At 38.1% G+C, this 26,228-nt stretch carries 18 protein-coding genes; 8 read left to right on the top strand and 10 right to left on the bottom strand.

From position 1 onward, the window contains the following. The first annotated feature begins 196 nt into the window (after positions 1 to 196). Both CYK47_RS12510 and CYK47_RS12505 read left to right on the top strand, forming a co-directional pair. Entirely contained in the window at positions 197 to 1,006 is an 810-nt protein-coding gene (locus CYK47_RS12510) for a siderophore-interacting protein (protein ID WP_122902184.1), read from the top strand. A 252-nt stretch (positions 1,007 to 1,258) separates the two neighbouring features. Continuing rightward, on the top strand, positions 1,259 to 3,406 hold the full coding sequence (locus CYK47_RS12505; protein WP_122902183.1) for a TonB-dependent receptor: 2,148 nt from the start codon (positions 1,259 to 1,261) through the stop codon (positions 3,404 to 3,406). Between the two features lie 187 nt (positions 3,407 to 3,593). Here the strand turns inward: CYK47_RS12505 and CYK47_RS12500 are convergent, their stop codons facing one another. Further along, positions 3,594 to 4,580, bottom strand: a complete 987-nt coding sequence (locus CYK47_RS12500) for a diaminopimelate dehydrogenase (protein WP_122902182.1) — start codon at positions 4,578 to 4,580, stop codon at positions 3,594 to 3,596. Positions 4,581 to 5,079: 499 nt separating this feature from the next. Here CYK47_RS12500 and CYK47_RS12495 point away from each other — a divergent pair, with 499 nt between their 5' ends. After that, on the top strand, positions 5,080 to 5,322 hold the full coding sequence (locus tag CYK47_RS12495; RefSeq protein ID WP_122902181.1) for a hypothetical protein: 243 nt from the start codon (positions 5,080 to 5,082) through the stop codon (positions 5,320 to 5,322). Positions 5,323 to 5,493: 171 nt separating this feature from the next. On the opposite strand, the gene CYK47_RS12490 is transcribed toward CYK47_RS12495, so the two are convergent. Next, entirely contained in the window at positions 5,494 to 6,057 is a 564-nt protein-coding gene (locus tag CYK47_RS12490; RefSeq protein WP_122902180.1) for a helix-turn-helix transcriptional regulator, read from the bottom strand. A 143-nt stretch (positions 6,058 to 6,200) separates the two neighbouring features. Between CYK47_RS12490 and CYK47_RS12485 the strand changes: the two genes are divergently transcribed. From CYK47_RS12485 to CYK47_RS12470, 5 genes are all read left to right on the top strand, one after another. Further along, on the top strand, positions 6,201 to 7,523 hold the full coding sequence (locus CYK47_RS12485; RefSeq protein ID WP_122902179.1) for an MFS transporter: 1,323 nt from the start codon (positions 6,201 to 6,203) through the stop codon (positions 7,521 to 7,523). Positions 7,524 to 7,998: 475 nt separating this feature from the next. Then, positions 7,999 to 10,128, top strand: a complete 2,130-nt coding sequence (locus tag CYK47_RS15630) for an indolepyruvate ferredoxin oxidoreductase family protein (RefSeq protein WP_213072432.1) — start codon at positions 7,999 to 8,001, stop codon at positions 10,126 to 10,128. 6 nt (positions 10,129 to 10,134) lie between these two features. Beyond that, positions 10,135 to 11,439, top strand: coding sequence for a DUF6537 domain-containing protein (locus tag CYK47_RS15625; RefSeq protein WP_502697060.1), 1,305 nt, complete (start codon positions 10,135 to 10,137; stop codon positions 11,437 to 11,439). 779 nt (positions 11,440 to 12,218) lie between these two features. Then, entirely contained in the window at positions 12,219 to 13,595 is a 1,377-nt protein-coding gene (locus CYK47_RS12475; protein WP_164709196.1) for a hypothetical protein, read from the top strand. 8 nt (positions 13,596 to 13,603) lie between these two features. Then, complete coding sequence (locus CYK47_RS12470) at positions 13,604 to 14,530, top strand: hypothetical protein (RefSeq protein WP_122902177.1); 927 nt, start codon at positions 13,604 to 13,606, stop codon at positions 14,528 to 14,530. A 29-nt stretch (positions 14,531 to 14,559) separates the two neighbouring features. On the opposite strand, the gene CYK47_RS12465 is transcribed toward CYK47_RS12470, so the two are convergent. The 8 genes from CYK47_RS12465 to CYK47_RS12430 form a co-directional block, all read right to left on the bottom strand. Continuing rightward, complete coding sequence (locus tag CYK47_RS12465) at positions 14,560 to 16,131, bottom strand: phosphotransferase (protein ID WP_122902176.1); 1,572 nt, start codon at positions 16,129 to 16,131, stop codon at positions 14,560 to 14,562. Further along, positions 16,128 to 16,838, bottom strand: a complete 711-nt coding sequence (locus CYK47_RS12460; protein WP_122902175.1) for a glycosyltransferase family 2 protein — start codon at positions 16,836 to 16,838, stop codon at positions 16,128 to 16,130. The genes CYK47_RS12465 and CYK47_RS12460 overlap by 4 nt, the downstream gene beginning before the upstream one ends. A 1-nt stretch (position 16,839) precedes the next feature. Then, positions 16,840 to 17,214, bottom strand: a complete 375-nt coding sequence (locus tag CYK47_RS12455) for an HAD-IIIC family phosphatase (protein WP_122902174.1) — start codon at positions 17,212 to 17,214, stop codon at positions 16,840 to 16,842. Beyond that, on the bottom strand, positions 17,214 to 18,977 hold the full coding sequence (locus CYK47_RS12450) for a hypothetical protein (protein WP_122902173.1): 1,764 nt from the start codon (positions 18,975 to 18,977) through the stop codon (positions 17,214 to 17,216). The genes CYK47_RS12455 and CYK47_RS12450 overlap by 1 nt, the downstream gene beginning before the upstream one ends. A 12-nt stretch (positions 18,978 to 18,989) precedes the next feature. After that, the gene (locus CYK47_RS12445) at positions 18,990 to 20,060 is read right to left on the bottom strand and encodes a YheC/YheD family protein (protein WP_122902172.1); all 1,071 of its coding nucleotides are present in this window, start codon (positions 20,058 to 20,060) and stop codon (positions 18,990 to 18,992) included. Next, on the bottom strand, positions 20,057 to 20,770 hold the full coding sequence (locus tag CYK47_RS12440; RefSeq protein WP_164709195.1) for a D-alanyl-D-alanine carboxypeptidase family protein: 714 nt from the start codon (positions 20,768 to 20,770) through the stop codon (positions 20,057 to 20,059). Before CYK47_RS12440 ends, CYK47_RS12445 begins: the two co-directional genes overlap by 4 nt. 167 nt (positions 20,771 to 20,937) lie before the next feature. Continuing rightward, entirely contained in the window at positions 20,938 to 22,602 is a 1,665-nt protein-coding gene (locus CYK47_RS12435) for a poly alpha-glucosyltransferase (protein ID WP_122902170.1), read from the bottom strand. Positions 22,603 to 22,741: 139 nt separating this feature from the next. Then, the gene (locus tag CYK47_RS12430) at positions 22,742 to 26,215 is read right to left on the bottom strand and encodes a BapA/Bap/LapF family large adhesin (RefSeq protein WP_164709194.1); all 3,474 of its coding nucleotides are present in this window, start codon (positions 26,213 to 26,215) and stop codon (positions 22,742 to 22,744) included. Positions 26,216 to 26,228 lie beyond the last annotated feature (13 nt).

Raw genomic sequence — 26,228 nt, 5'->3', positions numbered from 1 at the left:
TAGACGTATCTATAGAAAAAAAGCACTCATTACTTCACAAATCAAGTAACGATTAAATAATAAATAGAATCATTATCATTTGCAAACAATATTTATTTATAATACCTTTGTAGTTGATGTAACAATACTTTTCATTTTTTGAGTATCAGGACGATTGCTTTGACCTGCATACACCTCGTTTTATAGCAGAATATATATGGCTCTTATTCCCTCACCTGCTGCGCGTTATATTACTGTGCACCATACTCAACGGCTTTCCAGTAGCCTACACCGTGTCTATTTTCGTCCTGAAGATTGTTCAGGCCTGAGCGCTGAACACCACGGCGCACATATTAAGCTTTTCTTTCCAGATCAGATTTCACACCGACCTCTGCTCCCTTCCCGAAATGCTCAAGGAAAAATCATTTGGCCTGAAGGGAAAAAGCCTGTGACGCGTACCTATACCGTGCGTCAATTCTTAGCAGAGGAACAATTATTAGCAATTGACTTTGTGCTGCATCCAACCTTTGGTATTGCAGCAGATTGGGCAAGGCATGCACAACCAGGCCATGTTCTTGGTTTAGCAGGGCCTGGTGGTCAAGCACGCTTTCATCCCAATGCTGAGTACTGGATCTTGGTCGGTGATTTATCTGCCCTAGCGATGATTGCTGCCACACTTGAGCAACTTCCAACAGATGCAAAAGGTCAAGTTTGGCTCGAGATCAATGCCCCTCATGAGCAAATTGATCTGTTACATCCAACAGGTGTAGAAGTCCACTGGCAAATCACAAACGCTGATTTTAATGAAAAAATCAAGACCTCGTTACAACAGCTCAATTGGGATACCCAGCAGATTTCTGTGACTTTAGCTGGCGAAAATGCCCGTGTTATCGCTTTACGCAAAATATTTCGACAGCAGTATCATGTTCCTAAATCATACTTATATGCTGTGCCCTATTGGAAACAAGGTGAAACCGAAGAAAATTATCATCAACAACGTCATCATGTGATGGACACCGATGATTGATGATATGAGCATCTAATCAAATTTAAGCACAGTTAAGGCCCTTTACATCATCTTGTCGACCTGCTGATGATGACAGTAGAGCTTCTATCAGTATGCCAATTTAGGTTAAATCTTCATCAAATTTATCTACAAACCGTAAAGACATGATAAGTAATATTTATTAATAACAATTAACTCATATTAATAATTATCACTTCATAAATAAATCATGCTTATAAAATTTTTATCATGCTCATATAGTGAGACATCACCTTGAAAAGAAACTCCTTATTTTTATCACTTGTTACCCTGCCTGTTTTTGCACTGGCACAGCAACCAACCACTTTAGCCACTATTGTGGTCAAAGCAGACTCCCAAGAAACAGATGTTACGGGTAAGCTCAAAAAGAAAGCGACATTGAATATTTTAGGTGAAAAGGATGTCCTAGATACCCCGTTTACGATACGTAATTACAGTGAGCAAGCTATTCAAGATTCGCATGCACATACTATGATGGATGTCCTCAAAATTGATCCCAGTATTCGCAGCAATACCAGCAGTGGCCATTTAAATGAAAACTTTAATATTCGTGGCTTTGCTGTCGGGTGGGAAGATTATAATTTAAATGGTGCTTATGGTATGGCGCCTACAGGTCGGATCACAACAGACATTTTAAGCTCAGTGACAGTCTTAAAAGGTCCAAATGCACTGGTTGCAGGTATGGCACCGAGTGGTGGTATGGGTGGGGTCATTATTGCCAACACCAAACGTGCAGATAAAGAATTGACACGCGTCACGGCGAATTTTGAAGAAGAGAATTTTTATAAATCTGGCTTTGACGTGGCACGCCGCTTTGGTGAAAATCAAGAATTTGGTGCTCGTGTGAGCGCACACTACGGTCAAGGCGAGCATATTGTTGACGGCTTGGAAGATGAAAGCGTGACTGCGGTAGTCGGACTCGATTGGACCACAGATCAAGCCAAAATGAATCTCGATGCATACTCAACCAAAGATAAGCGTGACGGTGGCTCACCTGCAATGGTGTCATTTGCGAGCTTAGGCAAAGTGATTGACGCACCAGATGGACGAACCAACTTATTTCCGAATTTGTTTGGTCACCAATCTGCGCAATATGTCGGTGTCTCGGGCGAATACAAACTACTTGATCAGTTAAAGGTAATCGCAGGCGCAGGGACAGCCAAGCAAAATTACCAAGGTCATCTTTTTGGTACACGAGTGGTATTGGCCAAAGGTGCTGCGGGTGAGGCTGGTGGTGCCACTTCACAATATTACCATGTGCTGCAAGAGCAACAGAGTACAACAGCGCACTTAGGTTTAGAAGGCGCATTTGACACAGGGGCCATACGGCATACAGTGGGGTTAAGAGCAGACTATTTAAAGCAAGATACAGATCGACAACCAAGCGCACGTACCACGATTCCTGAAGCAAACTATACGACTAACATTTATGACCCAGCAAACGGCGGTATTATGCCACCCAAGCCTTTGCTCAAAGCCTATGCAGAGAATGAGTTTGTGAGTTACTCGCTTACCGATCAAATGTCCTTACTTGATGATAAGTTACAACTGATTTTGGGGATGCGTTATCAAGATATGGATTTGACCAGCTTTACGCATAGTGGCTCCAATTCAAATAAGACCCAATATAGCGAAGATAAAATTTCGCCAAGCTTAGGTATAGTAGTCAAACCTTTTGGTGAAGATGTATCATTGTATGCCAGCTATGTCGAGGGATTATCGAAAGGTACTACCATCAACAATCCGGATGATCTGAATGATGGCAAAACTTTTGCACCTTTTGAAACCAAACAATATGAAATCGGGGCCAAATATCAACATGGTTCTTGGCTACATACCATCGCAGCTTATCAAATTGAAAAACCAAGTACGATTGCTGAAACCTTCACCACGCCCATCAATGGCTATACACAAATTACAACGGATGGTGGTGAAACCACATCTAAAGGCATTGAATATGGTTTCTCTGGCAATGTAATTGATGACTTAATTGTTTGGGGGAATTTAGCTTTTATCGATGCTGAATATACCAATATTGCAGGCAGCACCCAGGGCAATACAGTTCAGGGCCAACCTGAACTGACAGCAGGTTTAGGGATTGAATATCAAATTCCTTATGTGGACGGTTTTAGCGTCAACGCCCGCAGTACCTATGTCGATCGCCAATATATTAATAGCGCCAATACCTTAGAAATCCCTGATTACACCTTATTTGATGTCGGTGCCAAATATACAATTCAACTGGGTGATGTCACGACCACCTTACGTGCCAATATTGATAATGTCACCAACGAAAAATATTGGGCGGGTAACTTTGGTGACGGCTTTGCAACATTGGGGGCAGGTCGTACTTACAAACTGGGTCTAAGCTTCGATTTTTAATGACTGATGCTCGCTTGGATGTATGGCTTAAGTCACACTGATTCCCCATCCTCAACAGCAAAGTTTTAGGCTCAAGCGCATAAAAAAAGATGAACATAAATGTTCATCTTTTTATCTTAAAAAGCACTGCTTTTGCTCACATGAGGTGATTTCAAACACCCATGCGCCAAGCGATGCCCTCAGTCCGTTAGAGTAACTCTTTACGAAGTTGCTCTGGTGACTTAATCGACAATAAACCAGGCGCAACATCAAACGCAGTTTTAGCACCGTACTGCTGCATTTGATTTAAACGGTAGCAAGCACGTGAATAGGCCACTAAAACGCTCGCTGTGAATTCTGGGTTGCTATCGAGTTTTAAAGAGAACTCAAGCACTTGCGACTGCTCATCACTGGTGTTACCACTACGAATCACAAAACCACCATGCGGCATACGCTGATGATCACGTTTTAAAGTTTCTTCATCAATAAAGTTCACTGTGGTGTTATAGTCAGCAAAATAGTCAGGCATGGTCACAATCGCCTGCTCTACTGCTGCTGCATCCGCACCCGCTTCAAGTACAACATAACATTCACGTGTATGCTTATCTTTGGTACTCAATGTTGGGCGTGAACCACTACGTACTTGATCCATCGCCTCTGTAGATGGAATGGTATATTGCACACCTGCTTTAACACCGTCTACACGGCGAATCGCATCTGAATGACCTTGGCTTAAACCTTTGCCCCAGAAGGTATACGTTTCACCATCTGGCAGTAATGCTTCACCAAATACACGATTAATTGAGAACATGCCTGGATCCCAACCAATCGAAATCATTGCTGTTTTCTTGTTTGCAGTCGCAGGTGCGTCTACCGCTGCATAATATTCTGGGATACGCGCATGGGTATCAAAACTATCCACAATATTAAATTGGCTTGCTAATGCTGGACCTTGTTGTGGTAAATCGTCTTTAGAACCACCACATAAAATTAAGACATCAATTTTGTCTTGGAAATCTGCAAGTGAATCCATATGAAATACAGGCGTTGCAGCAAAACAAGGAGAAACAGATTCAGGAGAACGGCGCGTAAAAATACCCACTAAGGTTAAATCTGGATTTTTTTGAATCGCTGTTTCAACGCCACGGCCTAAATTGCCATAACCGGCAATACCGATACGAATAAGATTTTGCATAAAGACAAATCACTTCATGATAATTGAACAAATATATACATGGTTGGGCTTAGAAGCATCTCGGCCACTCATGTTCTATACAGATCGCAATGCACCTTGAGCGTGCATGCGTATTGCAGAGCCCCAATATACAGCAGTTTTCGATAAAAAAAATCAAGAACTTGCCTCAGCAAACAAATTTTATATTGAAATTTTAAATGTCAATAATCATTGAATTTTATGACAAATATGCCAAGTCTAAGGTACTGCTTTTGGCATATAGCCACCTTCAGATCAAATTTCTGATGATCGCTTGTGTTTGGGGCTTTAAATGCTTTTGACCTGATCAGCCCCATGTATACCCTATTCAACTTGTGTAGCTGTTATACAATAAAAAGAATTGGAATGTGCTGGTTAAAGTGCTTATTTTCTAATCATTTATCAGCGAAAGCGTACTTGTATTGTCCACTTTAGTGACTGCAAAAATCAGTGCTGGCTGGTTAAGCTTAAGCTACATTTTATGCAAGTCGCCGATTTTATGAACCCACCGAGCAGTCAATTAAACAGCATTGGCACAACAGTCAAAACGCTAAAACATGAAGATAAAATCGAAAATGCTGTGCAACAACTTATCTCAAAACATCCTTTAATCAGTAGTGTCAAAGACTTAAAATTACCACGTGGCATGTTAGATTTTGCTACATCCCCCTCTACAGACCCACTGGCTCAGCAGAATGACTTAAAGCGCAAAAATAGCCCCTAATGCGCTGTGCCTAAAATACAGTCTAAACCTATGAATCATTTTTCTTTTTTCATCTGCTCATTCAAACATTATACTCAGCGATCAAATTATGTCATGCTTACATATCGCTTAGACTTTCTCTAGTGATTGTTGAATTTCTAGAGTTTAAAACTGTAATCTGCTGAGATGATTTCATGTGTCCTGGATACACTTGGGAAGTTGAGTATGGATCATTTTATGCGCGAGTTGAGTCTTAGAGTGAATCGCAAATTTTTTCTTTAAATTGGCAACATGCACCTCGACTGTGCGATGTGAGAGCCCCATCTCTCTGGCAATGTATTTACAGCTATAGCCATTGACCACCCATTGGCTAATTTCTTTCTCTCGTGGTGTGAGTTGAATTTCAGTTTGGGCATTTTCAGCTGCGAAATGCCAGATAATCTGAGCAAATGGATCATGTGGGGTTAAAGTACGGGCGTGTGTTTTCACCCAAAATAATTTGCCTTGGCGATGGCGCATGAAACGCTGATCTGAATAACAGCCGTTGCGTGCTGCTATGACCCCCTGCCATGCTTGGTTTCCAATCATTTGATAGTCTGCATCACTTGGAAATAAAATCCGCATGTTTTGCCCGATTAAGGCTGACTTTTCATAGCCAAATAATTCTAAAAATGCTCGATTGGCCTGTTGGATCTGCCTATGGCTCAATAACACCAACGCGGCAGGTGCCAACTCAAAAAGTACATCCTCTTGCATAAACTGTCCTGTGTTATCGTGCGCAACTACTTAAGTATTTAAGTAAATTGACCCAAGCTTAAAAAATATGCAAGTTTAAATGACATAGCGAAAACAATAATAGCCAGCTACAAAACACAAGAAATCACAATGAGGATGTTGATATGGTTGAACAGGCACGTTCAAGCCACCGTCTGGCAGGAATCTCCAGTATGGTGGGCACCACAATCGAGTGGTATGACTTTTTTATTTATGGTGCGGCAGCCGCACTGATTTTTAATCAGCTATTTTTTCCAACTTTTGATCCCTTAACTGGGGTATTGGCCGCTTTTGCCACCTATGCGGTTGGTTTTATTGGTCGGCCATTGGGTGGGATTGTCTTTGGGCATTTTGGTGACAAAGTCGGTCGTAAATCAATGTTGATGCTTACTTTAATCTTAATGGGCATTCCCACTATTTTGATTGGTCTCTTACCAACATATGAATCGATTGGCTATTGGGCGACGGTCTGCTTGGTGATTTTACGTTTTGTGCAAGGTATGGCCATGGGTGGTGAATGGGGAGGCGCCGTGTTAATGGCGGTAGAACATGCGCCTGAAGGGAAAAAAGGCTTTTGGGGCAGTTTACCGCAAGCCAGCGCTGGTGCTGGGTTAATGCTGGCTTCGATTGCTTTAGCAATGGTATCGTTATTACCTGAAGCTGCCTTACTGAGTTGGGGATGGCGTTTACCGTTTCTTGCCAGTATCTTGCTATTAGGTGTAGGGTGGTATATTCGGGTCAAAGTGCCAGAATCCCCTGATTTTGAACAAGTAAAACATGAAAGCAAAGACATTAAAGTTCCTGCTTTACAAGTATTTAAACATCATCCTAAAGAGCTTATTACCATTATTGTGGCACGGGCTGCGGAAAATGCTTGGTTTTATATTGCATCTACTTTTGCTTTGGCTTATGCCACTACACAGTTAAATATTGCTCGTCAAGAGGTGTTATTTGCAATTGTCTGTGGGGCCGCGCTCTCCATTTTTGTGACACCTCTTTGTGGTCATTTGTCCGATAAAGTTGGCCAACGCCGTTTATTTTTATGTGGTTTAGTGATTTTAGCACTGTATTGCTACCCGTTTTTTATGATGTTAAACAGCCAAAATCCTTATTTGATTTGGCTAGCTTTCTTTCTCGCAATTGGTGTGGTTTTTCCGATTATGTATGCCCCAGAGTCCATGCTATTTGCACGTCAGTTCCCCGCGCAAATTCGCTATAGTGGCATCTCTATTTCGGTGCAATTTGCAGGCGTACTCGGCGGTGGTTTAGCACCTTTAATTGCTACAAAATTACTCAGCTTAAATCACGGTCAACCGACGTGGGTGATGGTCTATATTATTGGTATGGCAATGATCGCAATTCTATGTACTTTATATATGAAGTCTGATCGCCACTATCAAACGCTTGCCGAGCCTCTCCCTACTACGCCATCACAGCTGAAGACTTAAGGCAATTATTGTTACAACACTCAAAATCCCGATCACATGGTCGGGATTTCTTATATGGTTTTCGTTTGCATCACAAAATATCACAAGATCACACAACGCTAAGCTGTATTTATTTTTGTTATTATTGTTGAAAATTTAACATTATCTCTAAAACTGTATTCATAAAATAATAGAAAATTTATAATAATTTATTGATTAATATAATTTTTTATTTAATTTTATATCTATCATGATTTGATATTTTGCTAATAATCAATCTCCTTCAAGCAAAATTAATTTCTGCCTTCTGTTTAAGCAGAGTCTAATAACGAATTTGCAACCAATTTTATGTTCTTCTTCTCTTTACATTCACTCGATAACTTTTAGACTGAGATTAATCATCACTTATTTTTATACCATTAATAAAAATAAGTTTAAATTGTAAATGAAGCTCGCATAAGGAACTGTAGCGGCTACATCATAGAAGGATGAACACATGGGTCATGATAAAAACTATATTTTTAAACCAGAAGCGAACACGGAGCCCGTTTTTTTATCCGGTATTCAGGCATTGGTTGAATTACCCAAATTACAAATTCAAATTGATCAATCTCAGCAACTCAAAACGGCTGGCTTAATTAGCGGATATCGTGGTTCGCCCTTAGGTGGCTATGATCAAATGTTGTGGAAACATGAAGCCGAACTCAAAAAACTCAATATTGTCTTCCAGCCAGGTCTTAATGAAGATCTTGCAGCCACCGCCTTATGGGGCAGCCAAATGCAAGCTGCTTTTGGGCCAAGCCCTTATCAGGGTGTGTTTGGAATTTGGTATGGTAAAGGTCCGGGGATTGATCGTAGCGGTGATGTATTTCGCACTGCCAATATGTTTGGTACGTCTGCACTAGGCGGTGTATTGGCTGTAGCAGGTGATGATCATACCGCGCAATCTTCTACATTCCCGCATCAAAGTGATGGCATTTTTCAAGCGGTTGCTATGCCTATTTTACAGCCAAGCAATGTCGCAGAAGTGATTCAGTTTGGTCTAGCAGGGATTGCGCTATCACGCTACTCAGGCCTTTGGGTGGCACTTAAAACTGTGGCGGATGTGATTGAAGCTGCTGCCACAGTACGCTTAAATGAATTGCCTGTATTTTTAAATCCACCACCAAGCGAGACCTTATTAAATTGGGATGCCAATTTAAAATGGCCAGCACAACGCTTTGAATTAGAAACTCGTTTGATTGAGCATAAGCTACCAGCGGCTAAAGCTTGGGCCCGTTTGAATCGTATTGATCGCAAAATTCATATGGCCACAGCACCTCAGTTTGCCATTGTTAGCGTGGGTAAAGCCCATCAAGATTTAATGCAAGCTTTGCAATATTTAGGTTTAGATCAACAGCTCGAGCACTACGGTATTTCAATTTATAAAGTGGGTATGTCATGGCCCCTTGAAGATAAGGGAATGCTTGAATTTATTCATGGTCATGCGCGTGTTTTAGTACTTGAAGAAAAACGCAGTATCGTCGAAATCCAACTCAAAGAAATGCTCTATCATCACGAGATAAAACCACAAGTTTTTGGTAAACGCACCCCACAAGGTCAGCACTTTTTACCAGAAACAGGTGAATATTCCAGCGCGCTAGTGGCTGAAAAAATCGTTGAATTTTTACAACAACCATCAGCGTTACAAGACAAAATTAAAGCTTTAGGGCATGATATCTTGCTCGGTCCAGCAGTCGAGCAACGCAGTCCTTTTTTCTGTTCAGGATGCCCACACAACACCTCAACGCAAGTACCTGAAGGTGCAATCGCGGGTGCGGGGATTGGTTGCCATATTATGGCCTTAATGATGCCTGAACGACATACGCATACTTTTAGTCAAATGGGCGGTGAAGGCATGCATTGGGTCGGTGCTGCGCCCTTCTCAGACATGCCACATATTTTTCAAAACTTGGGCGATGGTACCTATGAACATTCTGGCATTTTAGCCATTCGTGCCGCGATTGCTGCAAAAACCAATATTACATTTAAAATTTTATATAACGATGCAGTGGCAATGACAGGCGGGCAACCAGCAGAAGGCAATAATGATCCAGCCCGTATATCGCGGCAACTTGCTGCAGAAGGGATTCAACAGCTATGTTTGGTATCCGAACAACCGGAACGTTGGCAAGGTCATACTGATTTAGCTCCCAATTGCAAAATCTTACATCGTGATGAATTAGCAGTGATTCAACAAGAATATCAAGCGTATCAAGGCGTCAGTGCGATTATTTATGACCAAACCTGTGCAGCAGAAAAAAGACGGCGACGTAAACAAAATCGCTTAGCCGCATCGAGCAAACGTGCTTTTATTTATGATCGTGTTTGCGAAGGTTGTGGTGACTGTTCGGTGCAATCTAACTGCATTGCGATTGAACCGATCCAAACACCTCAAGGGCTCAAGCGCAAAGTGAATCAATCCAGTTGTAATCAGGACTTATCTTGCATCAAAGGCTTTTGTCCAAGTTTTATTGAACTCGAAGGGGCTGAATTACACCATCCTATGGATGAGGGTTTAGATTATCTTCATTATTTAGATCATGTTGCCACTATTCAAGTGCCTCAGATGACATCACACAACTAAAATATTTTGTTTTCTGGCGTGGGTGGCACAGGAGTATTAACCATTGCTTCCTTGGTCGGTAAAGCCACAGTCAGCGATCAACATGCGGCAAGCGTATTAGATTTTACGGGTTTATCACAAAAAAATGGCGCTGTGTTTAGTCAAGTACGCTTAGCACAGCAACAGGATCAGATTCTATCCTCACGTATTGGTATCAAAGAAAGCCATTTACTGCTGGCCAATGATCTAGTGGCAGCATCTACCACTGAGATGTTACAACGCTTACACAGCAATAGTCATGTTGTACTTAACCTCGACGTGGTGCCTACTGCCCAGTTTATACAACAGCGTGATCATGTCATTGATGTTGACCGACTCGTGGCACGATTCAAGACTGTCGTGCAACCTGCACAGCTGTATATGCTCCATGCTCACCAACTGTGTGAAAAAATCTTTGGCGAAACCACTTTTTCGCATATTTTACTGTTAGGTTTTGCATGGCAAAAAGCTTTGCTTCCGATTTCTTTAGCTGCCTTAGAACACAATATTCAATACATGCCAAGTGCAGCCGAAAATTGGGCCGCCTTTTCATGGGGACGAATTATTGCTGCACAGCCACAACTTGAACATCAACTGTTATCTAATCAACAAGCACTGCCTGAAGCGGTGTCAATTAAAGCGCAAATCCAAATTAATGCTCAGCAATTGCGTGAATACCAAAATGAGCAATACGCACAACGTTATCTGAATTTTATACATGATCTCGAGGCACGACTGGCACGGCGTCATCTGGAACCAGAATTATTACGCAGTATTGCCAATAACTTATATCGCATTATGGCCTATAAAGACGAATATGAAGTGGCACGCCTATATAGTCAGCCTGAATTTAAACAAAAATTACAGGCTCAATTTAGCCATACCCAAAACATCAGTTTATGGTTATCGCCACCCTTGTTGAGCCGTATAGACCCTGCCACTGGGCGGCCTAAAAAAATGAAATTTGGGGCATGGATATTAAAATTGATGCCAATCTTGGCGCAATTTAAATGGTTACGTGGACAATGGTTTGATCCTTTAGCCAAGAATCCAGAACGTGTTGCAGAGCGTCAACTGATTGAAGACTATATGCAGTTAGTCAATGAAGTCGTCAACGATTTAACAGCAGCTAATCAGCAACAAGCGCTGGAAATTTTAAATCTGGTCAATACAGTACGTGGTTTTGGGCCAGTCAAAATGCAAGCTTTAGAGAACTACCAACAGCAACTCCCCCCCCTATTACAGCATTATCAACAAAAAATACGTTTAATTCCTTTGATTACTCAAGCTTAACTGTACTCACTCACCATCCAAGTGCCTTAACCGCTTGGGTGGTCATAAGCTTTTAGCAGCCCCAATATTTATCACTCTTTCCTATGATATAGACCATATTTTGATGCATTTTACCTAACTGACTGACTCAGTAATAAATGCTTAATCTACAAGTAATTATTAAACTAATCAGCATGTCAAAACTTATCACCATTTAAATTGATTAATTTTTGATCAATTTAAATATTTATCTATATATATCAACGTTAAGTTTGCATTTTTTATCCACAATAGCTGTGGATAAACTTGTTTCTAAGTACTTTTAAGATTTCAAAGCTTAGATGCAATATCTACTAAAATTCATGTATTAAAACATTAATAGGCGCAAATATCCCTGCACAGCAAACTGTTTAGACAGATGTGCTCAATCAGCGCAGCACGCATTCTGTCTATCCCATAAAGTCTGAGTATCTTGCTTTAGGCAGGTTATTTTTATGAAAGTCTAGTCCAACGCATTCATTATCATTTATATGATGTGCATCAAACCCTGTTGAATCTTAAAATAATTTTTAAGCGATAATACGAATAGCTCCATCATTAAGATTTTTTTAAAGTTTCGCAGCGAAACTTAAAGCTGATATTTAGCTATGACCAAATCAAACCTCACCGCCACCAGCGCGATGATTAAATTTCATCTCAATATTGATCCCAATAGCATCATCCTTTAAAGTGGTGCTAGATGAAAATAAAAATATTTCAGCTATGATAGATTGGATGTCATCATCTGTTTGAGACGCGCTATGAAAAAAATAAAAAAGAATAAGTTTAGCCTATTAGCACAAGCCTACTACGAGTCCATGAATGCCTTTCATCAGCAATTATATGATCAAAATGCCTATCCCTTACAAGCAATCAATGCGGCTTATCAACCGCTCACCGATAAGAAGACTAAAGATACTTTTTTTGATCGTATTTTGTTAAATTGTAGTTTACGAAATACACAAGCTGATTGTTATTATCAGTTTTCCCAAGTGCAGCTTGTCACTGTTAGCACACATGAATGTCGGTTACATCTTGAACTCACCCAGCTCTATCCCTTAGCTGCTGATGCAATCATGCGTCCTAAGCAGTTTAGTCATAGCCAATGCAACATTGTATTCAAGCAAAATATTCAAGATTATTATATTGATTTTACTTTTCCAAATGGGCAGGTGATTCAGTGTATTTTAACGCTAAATACCCATCGTTTAAAAAAACAATTAAACAACTTAACCCCAATACAAGCCGCCCAGCAGCCTGATCTGTATTGGATTATTGCACCTGACTGCTATCAAGCTGCTCATCAACCCTTCTACCCTGTACGAGATATTGAACTTACTGCATATGGTGAGCAAAGCGCTACGCAGTACTCCACCCGCTATGGTTTAGATCCAAAGCAAGAAACTGAATTGATGCTAAACCAACGCCTTAAATCTATGCCTATGTCAGTGCCTTTACCAGCAATTTATGCTACAAGCTATATTGAATTTTCCAACTGGTTGAATAGCGCATCAAGTATTATTGCTTATCCACAGCAGCACAATTATTTTACTTTATTGATTAATCGTTTAACTACAACAACGCAATATCATTATAGTGCTTGGCCACTACTTCAGGCTGACAGTATTAGCCCCTATGGCATTCAAAGCTTTCAATTAAAGCAAAATTTCCCTTTACATGTTTGGGGCCATGGCTATTTAGAATGCTTAATTCGTGTCCCTCATCCACATAGTAAAGAACGGTATGATGTAGTACTACAAAATCATGGTGATGTGCTGGAATTTAATCGTTTGGAGCGAGAATATTTAGCCACCTCTCTGCCCTTAACCCAAGATAAGCCACGGCAAATTTCGGCACAAGATTTAGGTCATCAACCACTTTATGATGCAGAAGTCTATGAAGATTGGCTTTCAGGATACTGGCTCACTCTCAAATTTCCTCTTAGCCAAATGATCGAACTGCATCCACATACCAGCTATCGTTTCCGTTTATATCGCAGTGCCTTACAAGGTGAAAAAGCTACACCACAGTGGGTACGACCTGAAGATCTCATTATTTTAACCGGATATTTTGCTTTCCAACATAATATCAATCATTTATTTAGTGATGATGAATATGCATATTTAGTTCAATCGTAGGAGTAAACATGATTATTCGTAAAACGTATCAAATTCCATATTTAACACACACTCTTTTTCCAAAAACACTGACAGCTTTAAACCAAGATAAATACTATCGTATGGATGTGTTTTTTGATGATGGCTGGGATACTGATCTACCACGTAGTACTGTTTTACATTTCTCTGGTGCCGATCTAAATGAGCCTTATACCCCAGAAGGCAATATGGTCAAAAGATGGATTAAAGCGGGTTTTATATTTTGCACCATTTATTATTATCAAAAAGCATTTCGTGATTTATCTTGGCAAAAATATACAACGGACGCACACTATGTGGCCCCTCCTTTTACCCAAGCCCCTTACTGGACAGAAGGTTTTGGACTGCATACAGACTATTATCATCAATTGACTGCACGCGCTTATATGATTCAGGCCAGCTTAGAATATAGCGTAGATAAACTCAGCCAAGTAACTGATTTTAATATTAATACCAAGCAGATTTATTTTACTGCAAAATCACGCGGTGGAATTTCTTGTATTATTTGGAGTGCCTTATCAAGTTGCAAGGAATGGTATAAATATCAAAAATATTGCCAAGGAATTGTTAACTCAAATGGTTTTGTTGGCTCAAGTTTAACCCCTAAGCAAACTTTAGGCTGGTTTCGCTTTAAAAATACTGTCAATATTATGACCCACTATCTCAGCCAAACCCAACATCGCTTTTATCATGTCTATAATGAACAGGATATTGGTGATTTTAATCTTGCTGCCCGTTTAATACGAGTCATTCCTTATTCTGCACTACATCGTCATGCTTTTATTAATTTTACCGATATAGCTCATGTCACCTATACCAATTTTAATATTGCTGCTGTTAAAGCAATGCAACAAGGAAAAACCTGTATTTTCAAAGGTCAAGCTGTAAAAAACTTAGCTGAGCTATATGCTATTTAAAATAAGATTCCCAATACAAAAATATTGTATTATTTTTTTACATAATGCGTATATAACCTTAATGCATTGTAAAACATAGCTTTTTGACGGTCTGGTCGGTCATCATGCAAAGGCAGCATAGACATAAATAACAGAACCACCAAAGGCATAATGTCACGAACAGTTACACCTTGAATCTTAAAATGATCGAGAAAATATCGCTGAATATTTTCAATCCGCTCATCTACATCAAAAACAATTTCGATAGAATGATGTGATTGTTCTTCTAATTTATAGTAACCAGAAATAATAAAGTCATATAAGCCAATAACAGAATGAGTAAGTTTAGCTAAATCGTATTTCAGATCACCATAAATACTAAATTCACCTTCAAAATTCATCCCTCTCGGATCAATAACTTTAATACGTGAAGCACGGGAATCAAATAAAATATTACTAAAACATAAGTCGCCGTGTAATACACCAGGCCAAAGCTCAAGTTTTAAAGTTTTCTCAATACATTCTTCTAAAATATCATTTAAGCAAGGTAATTTTTGATGATTATAGATGATTTGCGTATCTGCAGATTGACCAATTTGATTTAAATAAGCCATAAAACGGCTACGTGATTTATCAATATACAGTTTTTCGCTATCGCATAAAATTTGCTTATATTGTGTTTCATCCACTGGCACAGCAATAGCTGTTTGCATATACTGACTTAAATACTTAAAAATACGAATCCATTCAAATTCTAAGTTTTTACCATGCACATATAATTCATTTAAAGGCATACAGGGTAAATATTCTAGACAATAAAATGCCTGTTGTTGCTCATCTAAACCATGATCTATTAGTACAGGAATATACTGACGCAATTGTTTCGGAATCGCGGTATACCAATGGGCTTCTGCTAGAGTCTTTTGCTGTGGATTGCCTTTTTTAACTACGATGCCATTTTGAATATCAAGCGTATTAAAGGCACGTTGCGTAGTAATATTGGCACGAGAATGAAAATAGGTATTGACATGTCCAAAGTCAAACCATTGATTTACAGTAACTTCTTTTAATTCGTATTTTTTCGCATAGCCTTGAATTGCTTGTACAAAGTTATCACGGTACAGGGTTAAACATTTGAGCAAATAATTAATCGATGCAAAACTAAAAAAACCACACCAAATTAAACTGGAATCCTGACGCTGTTTGACAATATGCCAATTGTAATTTTCTTGGGTCAAGGTTAATGCCACTACATCAGTTTTCTTTAGTTTATCAAAACAACGAATATAGGTATCACCATGCATTAAATACAATTTTTCATCACGTTTTAAATCTTCTTGAGTATTAATCGCATACAACAAAGATTCACATAAATTAAATTGCGTAGGTACAGGCACAAGCATGACATTTAAACGCTCAAAGATTTTACGTTCTGAAGTACTTAACACATAATCATCTGGCAAGGTCACATAAATCTGCTCTTGAGCAAAATTCTCTCTTAGAGCCTCTACTTGAAATTCAATTAACTTACGATTACCAATGGGTAAAAGACAGGGTGGAATTTGACCCAATTCCACCTGAAATTCTGATAAAACGTAAGCGCCAGATGCGATTAAAATCATGCAGATGCCCCCTGTGCCAATACAGCATAATACTCATCAGGCACACCGCAAAATGCAATGTTTTCTAATGGATTAATGACGTATTGTATTTTTTTATTGTCATGAATATACAAATTATAAAGCGGTGCAATATAAAGTTCATTGCCCTGATTTTGTACCTTAAATTTGAGAAAATATTCAGCAAAGCTTTGACTAGATCTAAAATAATATAATCCGTTGCTACATAAGTTAGAAATACGCACTTTTTCTGTGGTTTCTAATACCATATAGTCATTGCCTGGGCGTACAAAGGACCAGTGTTCACCTTCTCCTTCAAATACTTCTAAGTAGCCATCTAAGCTTTCGGCTGCTGGAAATTTTTGAAAATTAAAGATTTTTGAATCAATGTTGAAAATGTATAAGGGTTGATCAGGTAGATCTTTAATAGCTAAATAAACAGTCTCTGCTTGACCTTGGGTCTCTTGCTCTAAAATATGAATTTGATAATGCTGAATCCCTAGTTGCTCGGCATGTTGCGCGACAAAGGTTGGTGTTTCATATACATCACGGACAATAAATAAAAATTCTTCAGTTTCAAAATAAGCTTCAAAACTACGAACAGCCCAATCAAACACTGTTTGATCATGCAATGGGAGCATATATTTAGGCTCGGTAAATCCAGCTTTAAAAAAGCGAGAACTTAGACCTGCCATTGGAATAACAATCATATTAGTCCTTTTTTTTATTAATTAAATGATTGATCTCTTCATAGCTAAGATTAACAAATTCATCAGGTCGAATAGCTTTATCATCTACGTAAAAACCTTCAAAACCACACCAAGGTTTAGCAATATAGATTTCATCATAAGGCACTTGATGTTGATCTAACCACTTGATTAAAACCGGCAGAGTATTGGCTGCAATTTTTCCTGTATTACCTTCATAAGTGCGCATATTACGACTGGTAGACAGACAAATTTCAAAACCTAATGCTTTATATTCTCTAATCTTATCAACAACTTCAGCAATTGGTTTAGAATTTTGATAATCACCATTGTTCGTCGTACAAATCGTATCATCAATATCCATGATAATTCTTTTCATTAAGCCACTACCCACTTTTTACTTAAAATCATGGCATCATTCACCGATTTTTGTTGAAAATGTTGAACAACCTCTTGTTTAAGCTGTTGATCAGAAATTTGCGAAATCCATGTTTGAATTACATGCTGTTTATCAAGCTCGCTACATTGTACTTGCTCAAGCTTATGTTTTAGACACTGTAGCAGATCATCAATGGGCTCATTAAAATCAAGATCATCTAGGGTAATGTATCGATCAAAACCACACTGTAACATTTTTTCTAGCTTATCTAATTGAATTTTCTGCTGTTGTTGCATTTTTAAAAGTAAGATAATAATACGTGTGGTTTGCAGTGTTTCTGTTCGACGACGCATATGAATGTCAAGATAGAAAAATACAATTCTTTTAATTTCATCTTGATTAATTGCAGTAATTTGATTTTTATCAAGTAAATCAAGCAATACATAAATAGCATACTCATTGCCAGTTCGCGCAATAGGTAAAAGCATTTTTTCCGTCGTCGTCACCGATGGATTGTCTAAATTAAGCCAAACTTTATAAATATCTTTTTCAATACTTTCAGTATGGGTTAATGCCATCCATTGTTCATCATCTTCATCAATAAAGTTTAATGTTGCTTGGCGGATATCTGTATTATATTGATATAAACGTTTTAAGTTGATTGGCGGACGTCGTAAGCGTTTAAACCACTTTATTTCTTCTGAAGTTTCATAGAAGTTATCATTACTTAAATCAACTAACTCTTTATAATCTTCAAAAGTTAAGTCAAATTGCTCATCTGCTCCGTAAGCAATAAGTTGCGTCACTTTTTGTTTAAATTGACGGTAAGCGGATGAATCTTTGAGTTTGCCAAATAAGAAATATTCTAAAATGTTTTGATCACGAATAGATGAACCTAGACTAGTATGCTGTATTCCATAGTTAGCTGTAGAGCTAAATAACTCATAAAAATGTATTTGGCTATAATCTGCCTGCTTTAAACGTCCTGTGTATAAGATATTAAAATGCGTATATAAAATCATCAAATAAATAGCATAAACTTTATAATATACAGCAGGGAAAAAAGCATTTTCTTTATGTAAATCCACATGGGTTTTAAGCACTTTGACCCGATTCACAAAATGGGTAAAACGCATATAATCACGTAAAATTGGAAATTCTTTTAAAAATGGCACTGCAAACCATTGTGCATTAGCCACAATTTGCTTTTGATGACCCAATTCCGCAAAGTCAAAATTAATTAAACGGTATAAATCACGATTATTGCCTAACAGCACAAAGTCAATCATATGCAATAAACGAACCATTTTAGGGCCAAAAACTGTAACTTTATATTTAAATAATCTTGGAAATTGACCTAGTTTGATGGCTTCTTGCTGATAATTACCAAATACACCAAGCTTATCCATTTGATTAATATAATTTAAGCTACGGTCGGTGCGTAAACGTAGGATAAAATCCTGTTTAGGGATCATATCCAACGCAGCAAGCAATTGACGTGCTTGACGCCAATAATTGACTGATTCTGAAGCTGTCGCTTCAATCTGTGGAGAAAAAGCTGGGTTTTCAATAAGATAAACTTGCAGGTAAGCTAATTGTTCACGTAAGCCTGCATATTTGTCAATTTCCCCTTTCCATGTTGATAAAACAATATGTTGTATCTTGCCTTCTAAGCGCAGTTCTACAATACGAGTTAAAGTTAGTTTGAAATCTAACTCATCCCGAATATTGCCACAGATCACAGCCCATAAATCAGTATGCATAATGACCTCGCCTTAGCTTGCTTCTGCCGCTGCTAATTTACGGCGTAAATTAAGGGGTAAGAAATTATGTTTATAAGGCGGTTGAGCTTTTTCTGCTAACCATTCGTAATATTCAACTTGTGCACATGCCACAGGATAAGCCATGAAACCAACACCAGGCCCTACATTGACTTCATAAATATAAATATCACCTTCTTGAGTGATACCTAAATCTAAGCCAATTGAATCTAAACGCCATGCAAATTTTTTCTGAAAGTTTTGTGTAAACTCGGTAAAGAGTATCTTTAACTCTTGGTTAATTTTTTCAAAGCTCGTAGGGTAATATTGTTCTAAGAACAATTGCTCACGTGTGGTAATTAAAGCGCCTAGCATACCATTGGTAATATCAACATCTTTGTTTAAATTCACATAAGGGAAAAATTTAATTTGTTGCCATTTTCCACCTGCACCACGGGTTAAATGCATCCGAAATACTGTAGTTTGCCCAAGACAAGTTTCACTTTTTAAAAATGGGCTAATAGTATAACCACGGGTTAAATTTTGATTATAAAAGTTAATTAGACCATTCATATCAAAATTATACTGGGCCTCTATTTGCTTCACCACAAAACGGCTGTCTTTCTTCTCAACCGTAATAATACCCTTACCTTGGTTACTCGATGCTGGTTTACATATGATTTTTTTATTTTTATCTAAACTTTCCATTAATACGTCTAAACGATTTAATGGTAGTACTTCAATTAAGTACTTTCTTAAGCTGTCAATGGTGGTCATAATTTTATAAACCGCATTTTTATCCCCAATGCGATTACTACTAAATGGAACTAGCTCCGCAAGTTTTAAATAAGCTTGCATATCTTGTTCTTTCACTGCTAAACGATTTTGTACCACATCTGGAAAATCAAAAGTTTTTTCAACAATATGATTCCCCTCTAGCGTTTTAGCGAGAATTTTTTTATTTTCAAAATCAATATTCTTGGCAACAAAAACATAAGCCTCATGCTGACGCTCATGTGCCACAGAAATAAAAATTTTTTCTACATCAGTAATCACCAAATTTGGTTTTAAAATTCCGAAAATCATACTAAATCCTCATGATATTTTTTTAAAATTTCTAATAAATTTTTTACATCCTGATTTCTATCTTCTTTATTTTCATTATAGAAGTCAATGATATAACCTTTAACACCCTTGATCTCAAAAAATACGACGATATTAAAAACACCTGGTACTAAGGTACCTGTTTTTACACCAATACACTCTTTTACACTTAAATCAGAATAGGTGTTTTGTATAGAAACTTTATCACCTTCTAGTGATTCAAAATCATAAGACAAGGTATTCATCATATTGAGGAATTTTTGATCTTGAATTTTTGAATCTAATAAAATTGAAAAATCCTCTAAGCTTGCATACTGCTGGCGATGTGCTAAACCATGTTCATTTACAAAGTGCGTATTTTTCAATCCTAGTGTGACATTATATTGATTAATATAATCTACATAATTCTGTCCTAGAATATCTTTTAAATGACGTGCTAATACTTTAGCAGCAGTATTACTCGAAGCTGTCATCAAATTAATGATCAGATCACGTATAAGATAATGCTGTCCCACTTTTAAATTATTACCACTGCCTAGACTTTGATCAGATTCTTCTACCTTTAATACAGTCTCAAGATCAACCTGATGCGCTAATAAGGCATGAAGTAAAAAAATCTTAGTGGTAGACGCCGGAGCGAGTCTCTTTTGTGAATAACGACTAAACAGCGTAAACAATTGTTGATTGACCATACAACGGACCAAGATATGTTTACCCTTGAGCGATTCACTTAAACTACTGTGTAATTTTGCTACCTTATCAATTATTTGATATTTATTACTACTCATCAACGTCTATATACTCGTTTTATCATCATAAAGAACAGCATTAACTCTATATATTACATGATGATATTAAGTTAGTCTTGAAAATGGTTTAAATAAGCGACATAACCAGATAAATTATGTTCCTGATCATCAATACGAGTGCGTAAGCGGTCGTGGCGCACATAAAAAGCATTTAACACTTGCTCTGGTTTGGCCAAATACATTGCGACTTCTGGATAGAAAAAGCCATTGCGTTGGAATTCTGTTCTTAATTCAATTAATTCTTTTAGTTCTTCAAATTTGGCCTGTTCAAAGAGTTGACTATAGCCTTGTTGTTTTAGACGTACCACCATTTTATAAGCAGACATCATCATTTCTAAGAAAGTTGCATAAGCAGTCTTACGGTTACGAATAAAGTCCATATGCTTTAAATAGTTATTTAGACCAAATTCAAAGTATTTTTGTTCAGGACATATTTTAGTCAACTCATTGGTACAATAACTTAACCAGTGATCATGATAACGGTCATAATTTTTACTAATAAAATGTTCAAACATCAGTTTTACTGTATCGAGTAATACTGGATTTTTGTTAATTTGATACAAACGCAGTAAACCTAATGCTGCTTCACCGTCATAGTAAACTATACGGAATTTTTCTTTTACTTCTAAAGATGGGTAATGTAATACATGCGTCGTTTCACCATGCTGATCTACCATAGTACGAATACCATTGGCTAACTCTTCTGCATACACTAGATATGAATCATCGCCTGTCACTTCTTGAAATTTACATAACATAAATAAGGCAGTTGCATTCGCACCTAACTTGACCTCTTCTTCGCCTTCTTGACCATCTGACATAAATGCTTTTTGGTCTAGTTCTTTATAAAAATTTGTTAAAGCATAGTCAATTGCCGCTTTAATTTTTGGCAAATAGGCTTGGTTATACTCAACTTCTAAGGTTTCAATTAATGCATAAATCGCTGTACAGTGGCGTACTGTATTATAGCTTTTAATGGGATTAGCATAAGCTGGGAAATAGCCATAAATAAAGCGACCATTTTGTTGAATTTCATCATGTAAGAATTTTGCGTTTTTGAGCACTAAATCACGTATATGGCTTTTTTTATCGCCGGTTAAATAACGTACTCCATTGGCTGTTCCAGTAGATTGTAAAGGAATAAATTGGCCATTTTCATAAAAACAAGCCAAGGTATCAAATACCCAAACTTTTTCAAAATTCTCTAGTTTAAACTGGGTTTTAAGCTGTGGATATTTTTTCTTAACTGCGGTATTAAGGTTTTTTTCATCAAAAAAATTTGGTTGATTATAAACCAGACCCTTAATAATGGCTTTGCCATATATTTCTTGTTCTAAAAAGCAAATATTAAATTTGGAATCAAAGCTAATTCCTTTACGATAATGGTTATTGTGTGGTTGATTATTAACCTCCACTAAAACGTGCTGCCAAGATTTTTCTTCTACATTAACAGCAATATCAAATTTTAAAAATTCTGGTAATTCACGATTCTTTTCAAACTGCTGGTCAATATATTTTAAGACACGTTTAATCAGTACTTGAGGTTCTGAATCAGTACTTGACCAAACCTTGCAGCGCTCTTTAGCAGTGCCATAAGAGAAAAATAAAGTATATAAAGTTTGTTCTTGTAATAAAAAGTTTTCAAGTAACCATGCTTTTAGTTTTTCCTTAAAAGCTAAAACATGGGAGAAATTTTTGATACTTAAAACAGTCATGATGAAGTACTACCTAATATTTTTATATGTTGCCATTTGAACTAAATATAGCATAGTGGTTTTACACAATAATAATATAAATGTTTCTTTTTATGAATAAAAAAGAGGTCCCGAAGGACCTCTTTCTTATCAGATTATATTATAAAGGAGAATTATATTTGATCAATTCCTCCAGTGTTAAAGAGGTTGCAGTGGTATTTTCTAATACAACTAGATCTACTCGATTATAGGTTAGATCAGTAGAAGATCCATCTCGATCGAGTGAAACCACTGTATTTGCTCCCTGTTGAGTGAGGCTAACAAAGTTACTTAAATTGGCACTTGTTACACCCTGCCCTGCAACTAGAGCAGTGATGTCAATTAAGTCTCCTTGCGCAGAACTGAAGTCACTCCAAATATCTTGCCCATTACCACCAGCACTATCTGCTGAATCTAATAGGTCAAAGATCAGGACGTCACTACCTAGACCACCAATGAAGTTATCATCACTTTCACCGCTGACGAGCGTGTTACGTTCACCATCGCCCTGCGTAATTGCTGGTACTGTTACTGTAAGTGTTGAGAATTGCGGATCTTGTCCAAACATTTCAAGTGAATATTCGAAGGTATCTTGTCGACCAATTACACCGTTATCTGGTGTATAGGTATAAGTACCATCCCTTTCTACGAATAATGAGCCATATTCACCTTGGATCGTAACACCGTTGTATCCAACCTCTTGATAACCTTGAGATGTGAGTACCTTGAAAGTTGAATAACTCGGCAAATAAGTATCATCATCAATTAAGTTGCCTGTGATCTCATTTGGTGTTGTTAACGATTCAATTTGGTTATAGTGCGTCAGTGTTTGCTCTAAGCTCAGTGTTGCCGTAAAGCCTAGACCCGTATTACCAGTTGCACTTGCTTGAATAGTATAAGTACCAGGACCTAAGTTCTCTATAACTAGAGATCTTGAAGCACCCAAGGCGCCTGTCAAAGGTGTTCCGGTACTGGTACCAACAATTGCACCTCCTGCATCTCGTACAGTTAAAGTAAATGTAGGGAAGACAGAAACAGAAAGCTCAGGCATAGATACAGTCAATACCACATCAGCACTATCAGTATTTGCTACTGTAAATGTATTAGTAGTTGGACTATTAAATGTACCATTACCGCCTAAACCAAGAGCACCACCACTCACGCTAAATGTTCCAGGAGATGTAGTTAGCACCTCTGTAACATTTGTGACTTCAGGTACTCCTGTGATATCAGTATTTGCTACCAATTCCAATTCAGATAATACACCATCAGCAGTTGGATCTGCACTCCACACAATACCTGAGTTCTCACCATCAATTCGGATATTTAACTGTGCTGTATCACTTGAACCATTAAAATCACGAATTGTATAAGTAAAGGTATCTACTTTGCCAAAGTCTCCGATGTCTCCATTGCTTACATATTTATATGTACCGTTAGGTGAAATATAAAGCGTACCATAAGCACCTTGAACAACAGTATTGGCATTGTCGATTGCTACTGCAGGGTCGCCGAGTTCATTACTTACAAGTTTTACATAAGTTGTTGAGTTAACGACATCTGCACCATCATTGCTACTGATTACGTTGCCAGTCACTTCATTCGAACCTAGATACTTATTGGTTTGATCAGTCACTGTGAATGTAATACCACCGAATAAATCTACTGCTAGAGCACTACCCAATGCATCAATCAATGCACGTAATGTGCTGTCGGTCTCTTGTGGTTGAATCGATAATGTATAAACACCCTCTGGTAAATCCTCATAGTTAATTAAGCCACTATAGGTATAACCAAACGACAAGTTAGGGATACTTAAAGTAGCATTAAGTCCAATACCACTTTCGACAACAAAGTTTTCAGTTTGAGCAACTCCATTTTCATCTAAATATTGACGCTGTAATACAGCATCGGCATATAACACATTACCTGTGAGTATATCTGCCAAAGTATTAAGTAAACTTAAACTTAAAGTTGTTGATTTAACACCACTTACTACGATTTCAACATCACTTGTTTGATTTTCAAGTACATCAAAATTGAAAGGTGTGGTCGTGCCTACACTAATTGCAATACCAGCTAATCCAATACCTAGTAATTGTCCTGCTCCTCCAGTATTACCGATATCGTCACCTGGTTCTTCATAGTAATTTTGAACTGTTGCTAGATCATCATTTGCTACGACTTCATCTACATATCCAGGTGGCAATAGGCTGCTATCATCAAATGGAATACCTGCAAGATCAATAATAATTTGTGCAGTATCCGTTTGAGTACCATTCTGAATGGTATAGTTAAAGATCTCTGTCTTACCTAGCGCCTCTTCACCAGCAGTCACTCGATAAACAAAATCACCTGTAGTAGTACTAATTTCAAGGACACCATAGTCACCTACAACAGTCACAATACCATTTACTGGAACTGCTGGAACACCATCGATTTCAGAGATGATTGTACCTGCAGGTGCAATATCTACCCCATTACCATTATTGTTAAATACATTTGATTCTAGGGTGTAGGTCGGGAATACTTCTTCCGTACCTGTAATCGTTAGATCAGTATTTTCATATAACGTCAAGGTATTTGTTACAAGTTGGCCAATAGTCTGGTCAATGATGTAGTCAATGACCTCAACCGGCAATACATCCAATAACTGACTAACCACAGATGATAATGGTAAACCTAAAGTATTTACTGGTATCAGAATAAGTTGAACCGCAGCAACAATCGGAGCACCTAAGGTTTCTCCAAGTACTGCATTAATTGCGTTATAAATTGCCGTTTCATTTGAAGCACCAAGTATAGCGCCCTCTCCACCAAGATTATCTAGTTCAATACCGAAGATTAAATCAGATAAAATACTAGTGTCTTTTGCTACTACAGCTGTATATTCACCTTCAGGTAAATCGGTCAAAGTAACTGAAAGACTATTGATGTCGCTTACAACACCTAATACGCCTACACCACCCACAGTAACCACACCACCTTGAGCACCTACACGAGCTACTTCAGTCTGTACACCATCTACATTCTGATAAATGACTAACTGGAATGCCTCTGCAACTGAGGCAAGGTTTTGCTGTTCAGCAGTAATAGTGATATTACCAGTACGTGCTTTTCCAGCATCTGCTGCATTTTGTGGAATAGAGAAGTTAGCTCCTAGAATCTGACCTTCCACACCTCCTAATAGATCGATATAAGTTACATCATTGTAGTTCTCAGGATTACGTTGTACCAGAAACTCCTGTCCCATATCCAATACATATTCATCATCTATTGCATCAATAGTTGGAGTTACTGGTGGGATCACGATATCAGTCAAGGCATCTACACGGTCTTGGAAGTCACCCGCTTCGGTTGGGAAGTCGTCAACAATTGCATCCACCGCTGCTTGTGCATCTGCTTTCACTTGTTGTGCATCTGCAAGGGCTTGAGTTAAGTCATCAACTTCTGCTTGGGTCACAGCATCATCTGCAAGGGCATCTGCAAGAGCTTGTTCTGCTGCTGCATATGCTGCTTCTGCTTCTGCTACAAGGTCTTCAACTGCTGCAAGTTCATCCGCATCTGGCGTACCGTTTTCGTTGGTATCGTTCACCGCTGGGATCACG

The organism is Acinetobacter sp. B51(2017) (assembly GCF_003711395.1).
Classification (GTDB): domain Bacteria; phylum Pseudomonadota; class Gammaproteobacteria; order Pseudomonadales; family Moraxellaceae; genus Acinetobacter.
Note: the sequence above shows the minus strand (reverse complement) of the source record. Positions and strands in the feature narration are given on the sequence as shown.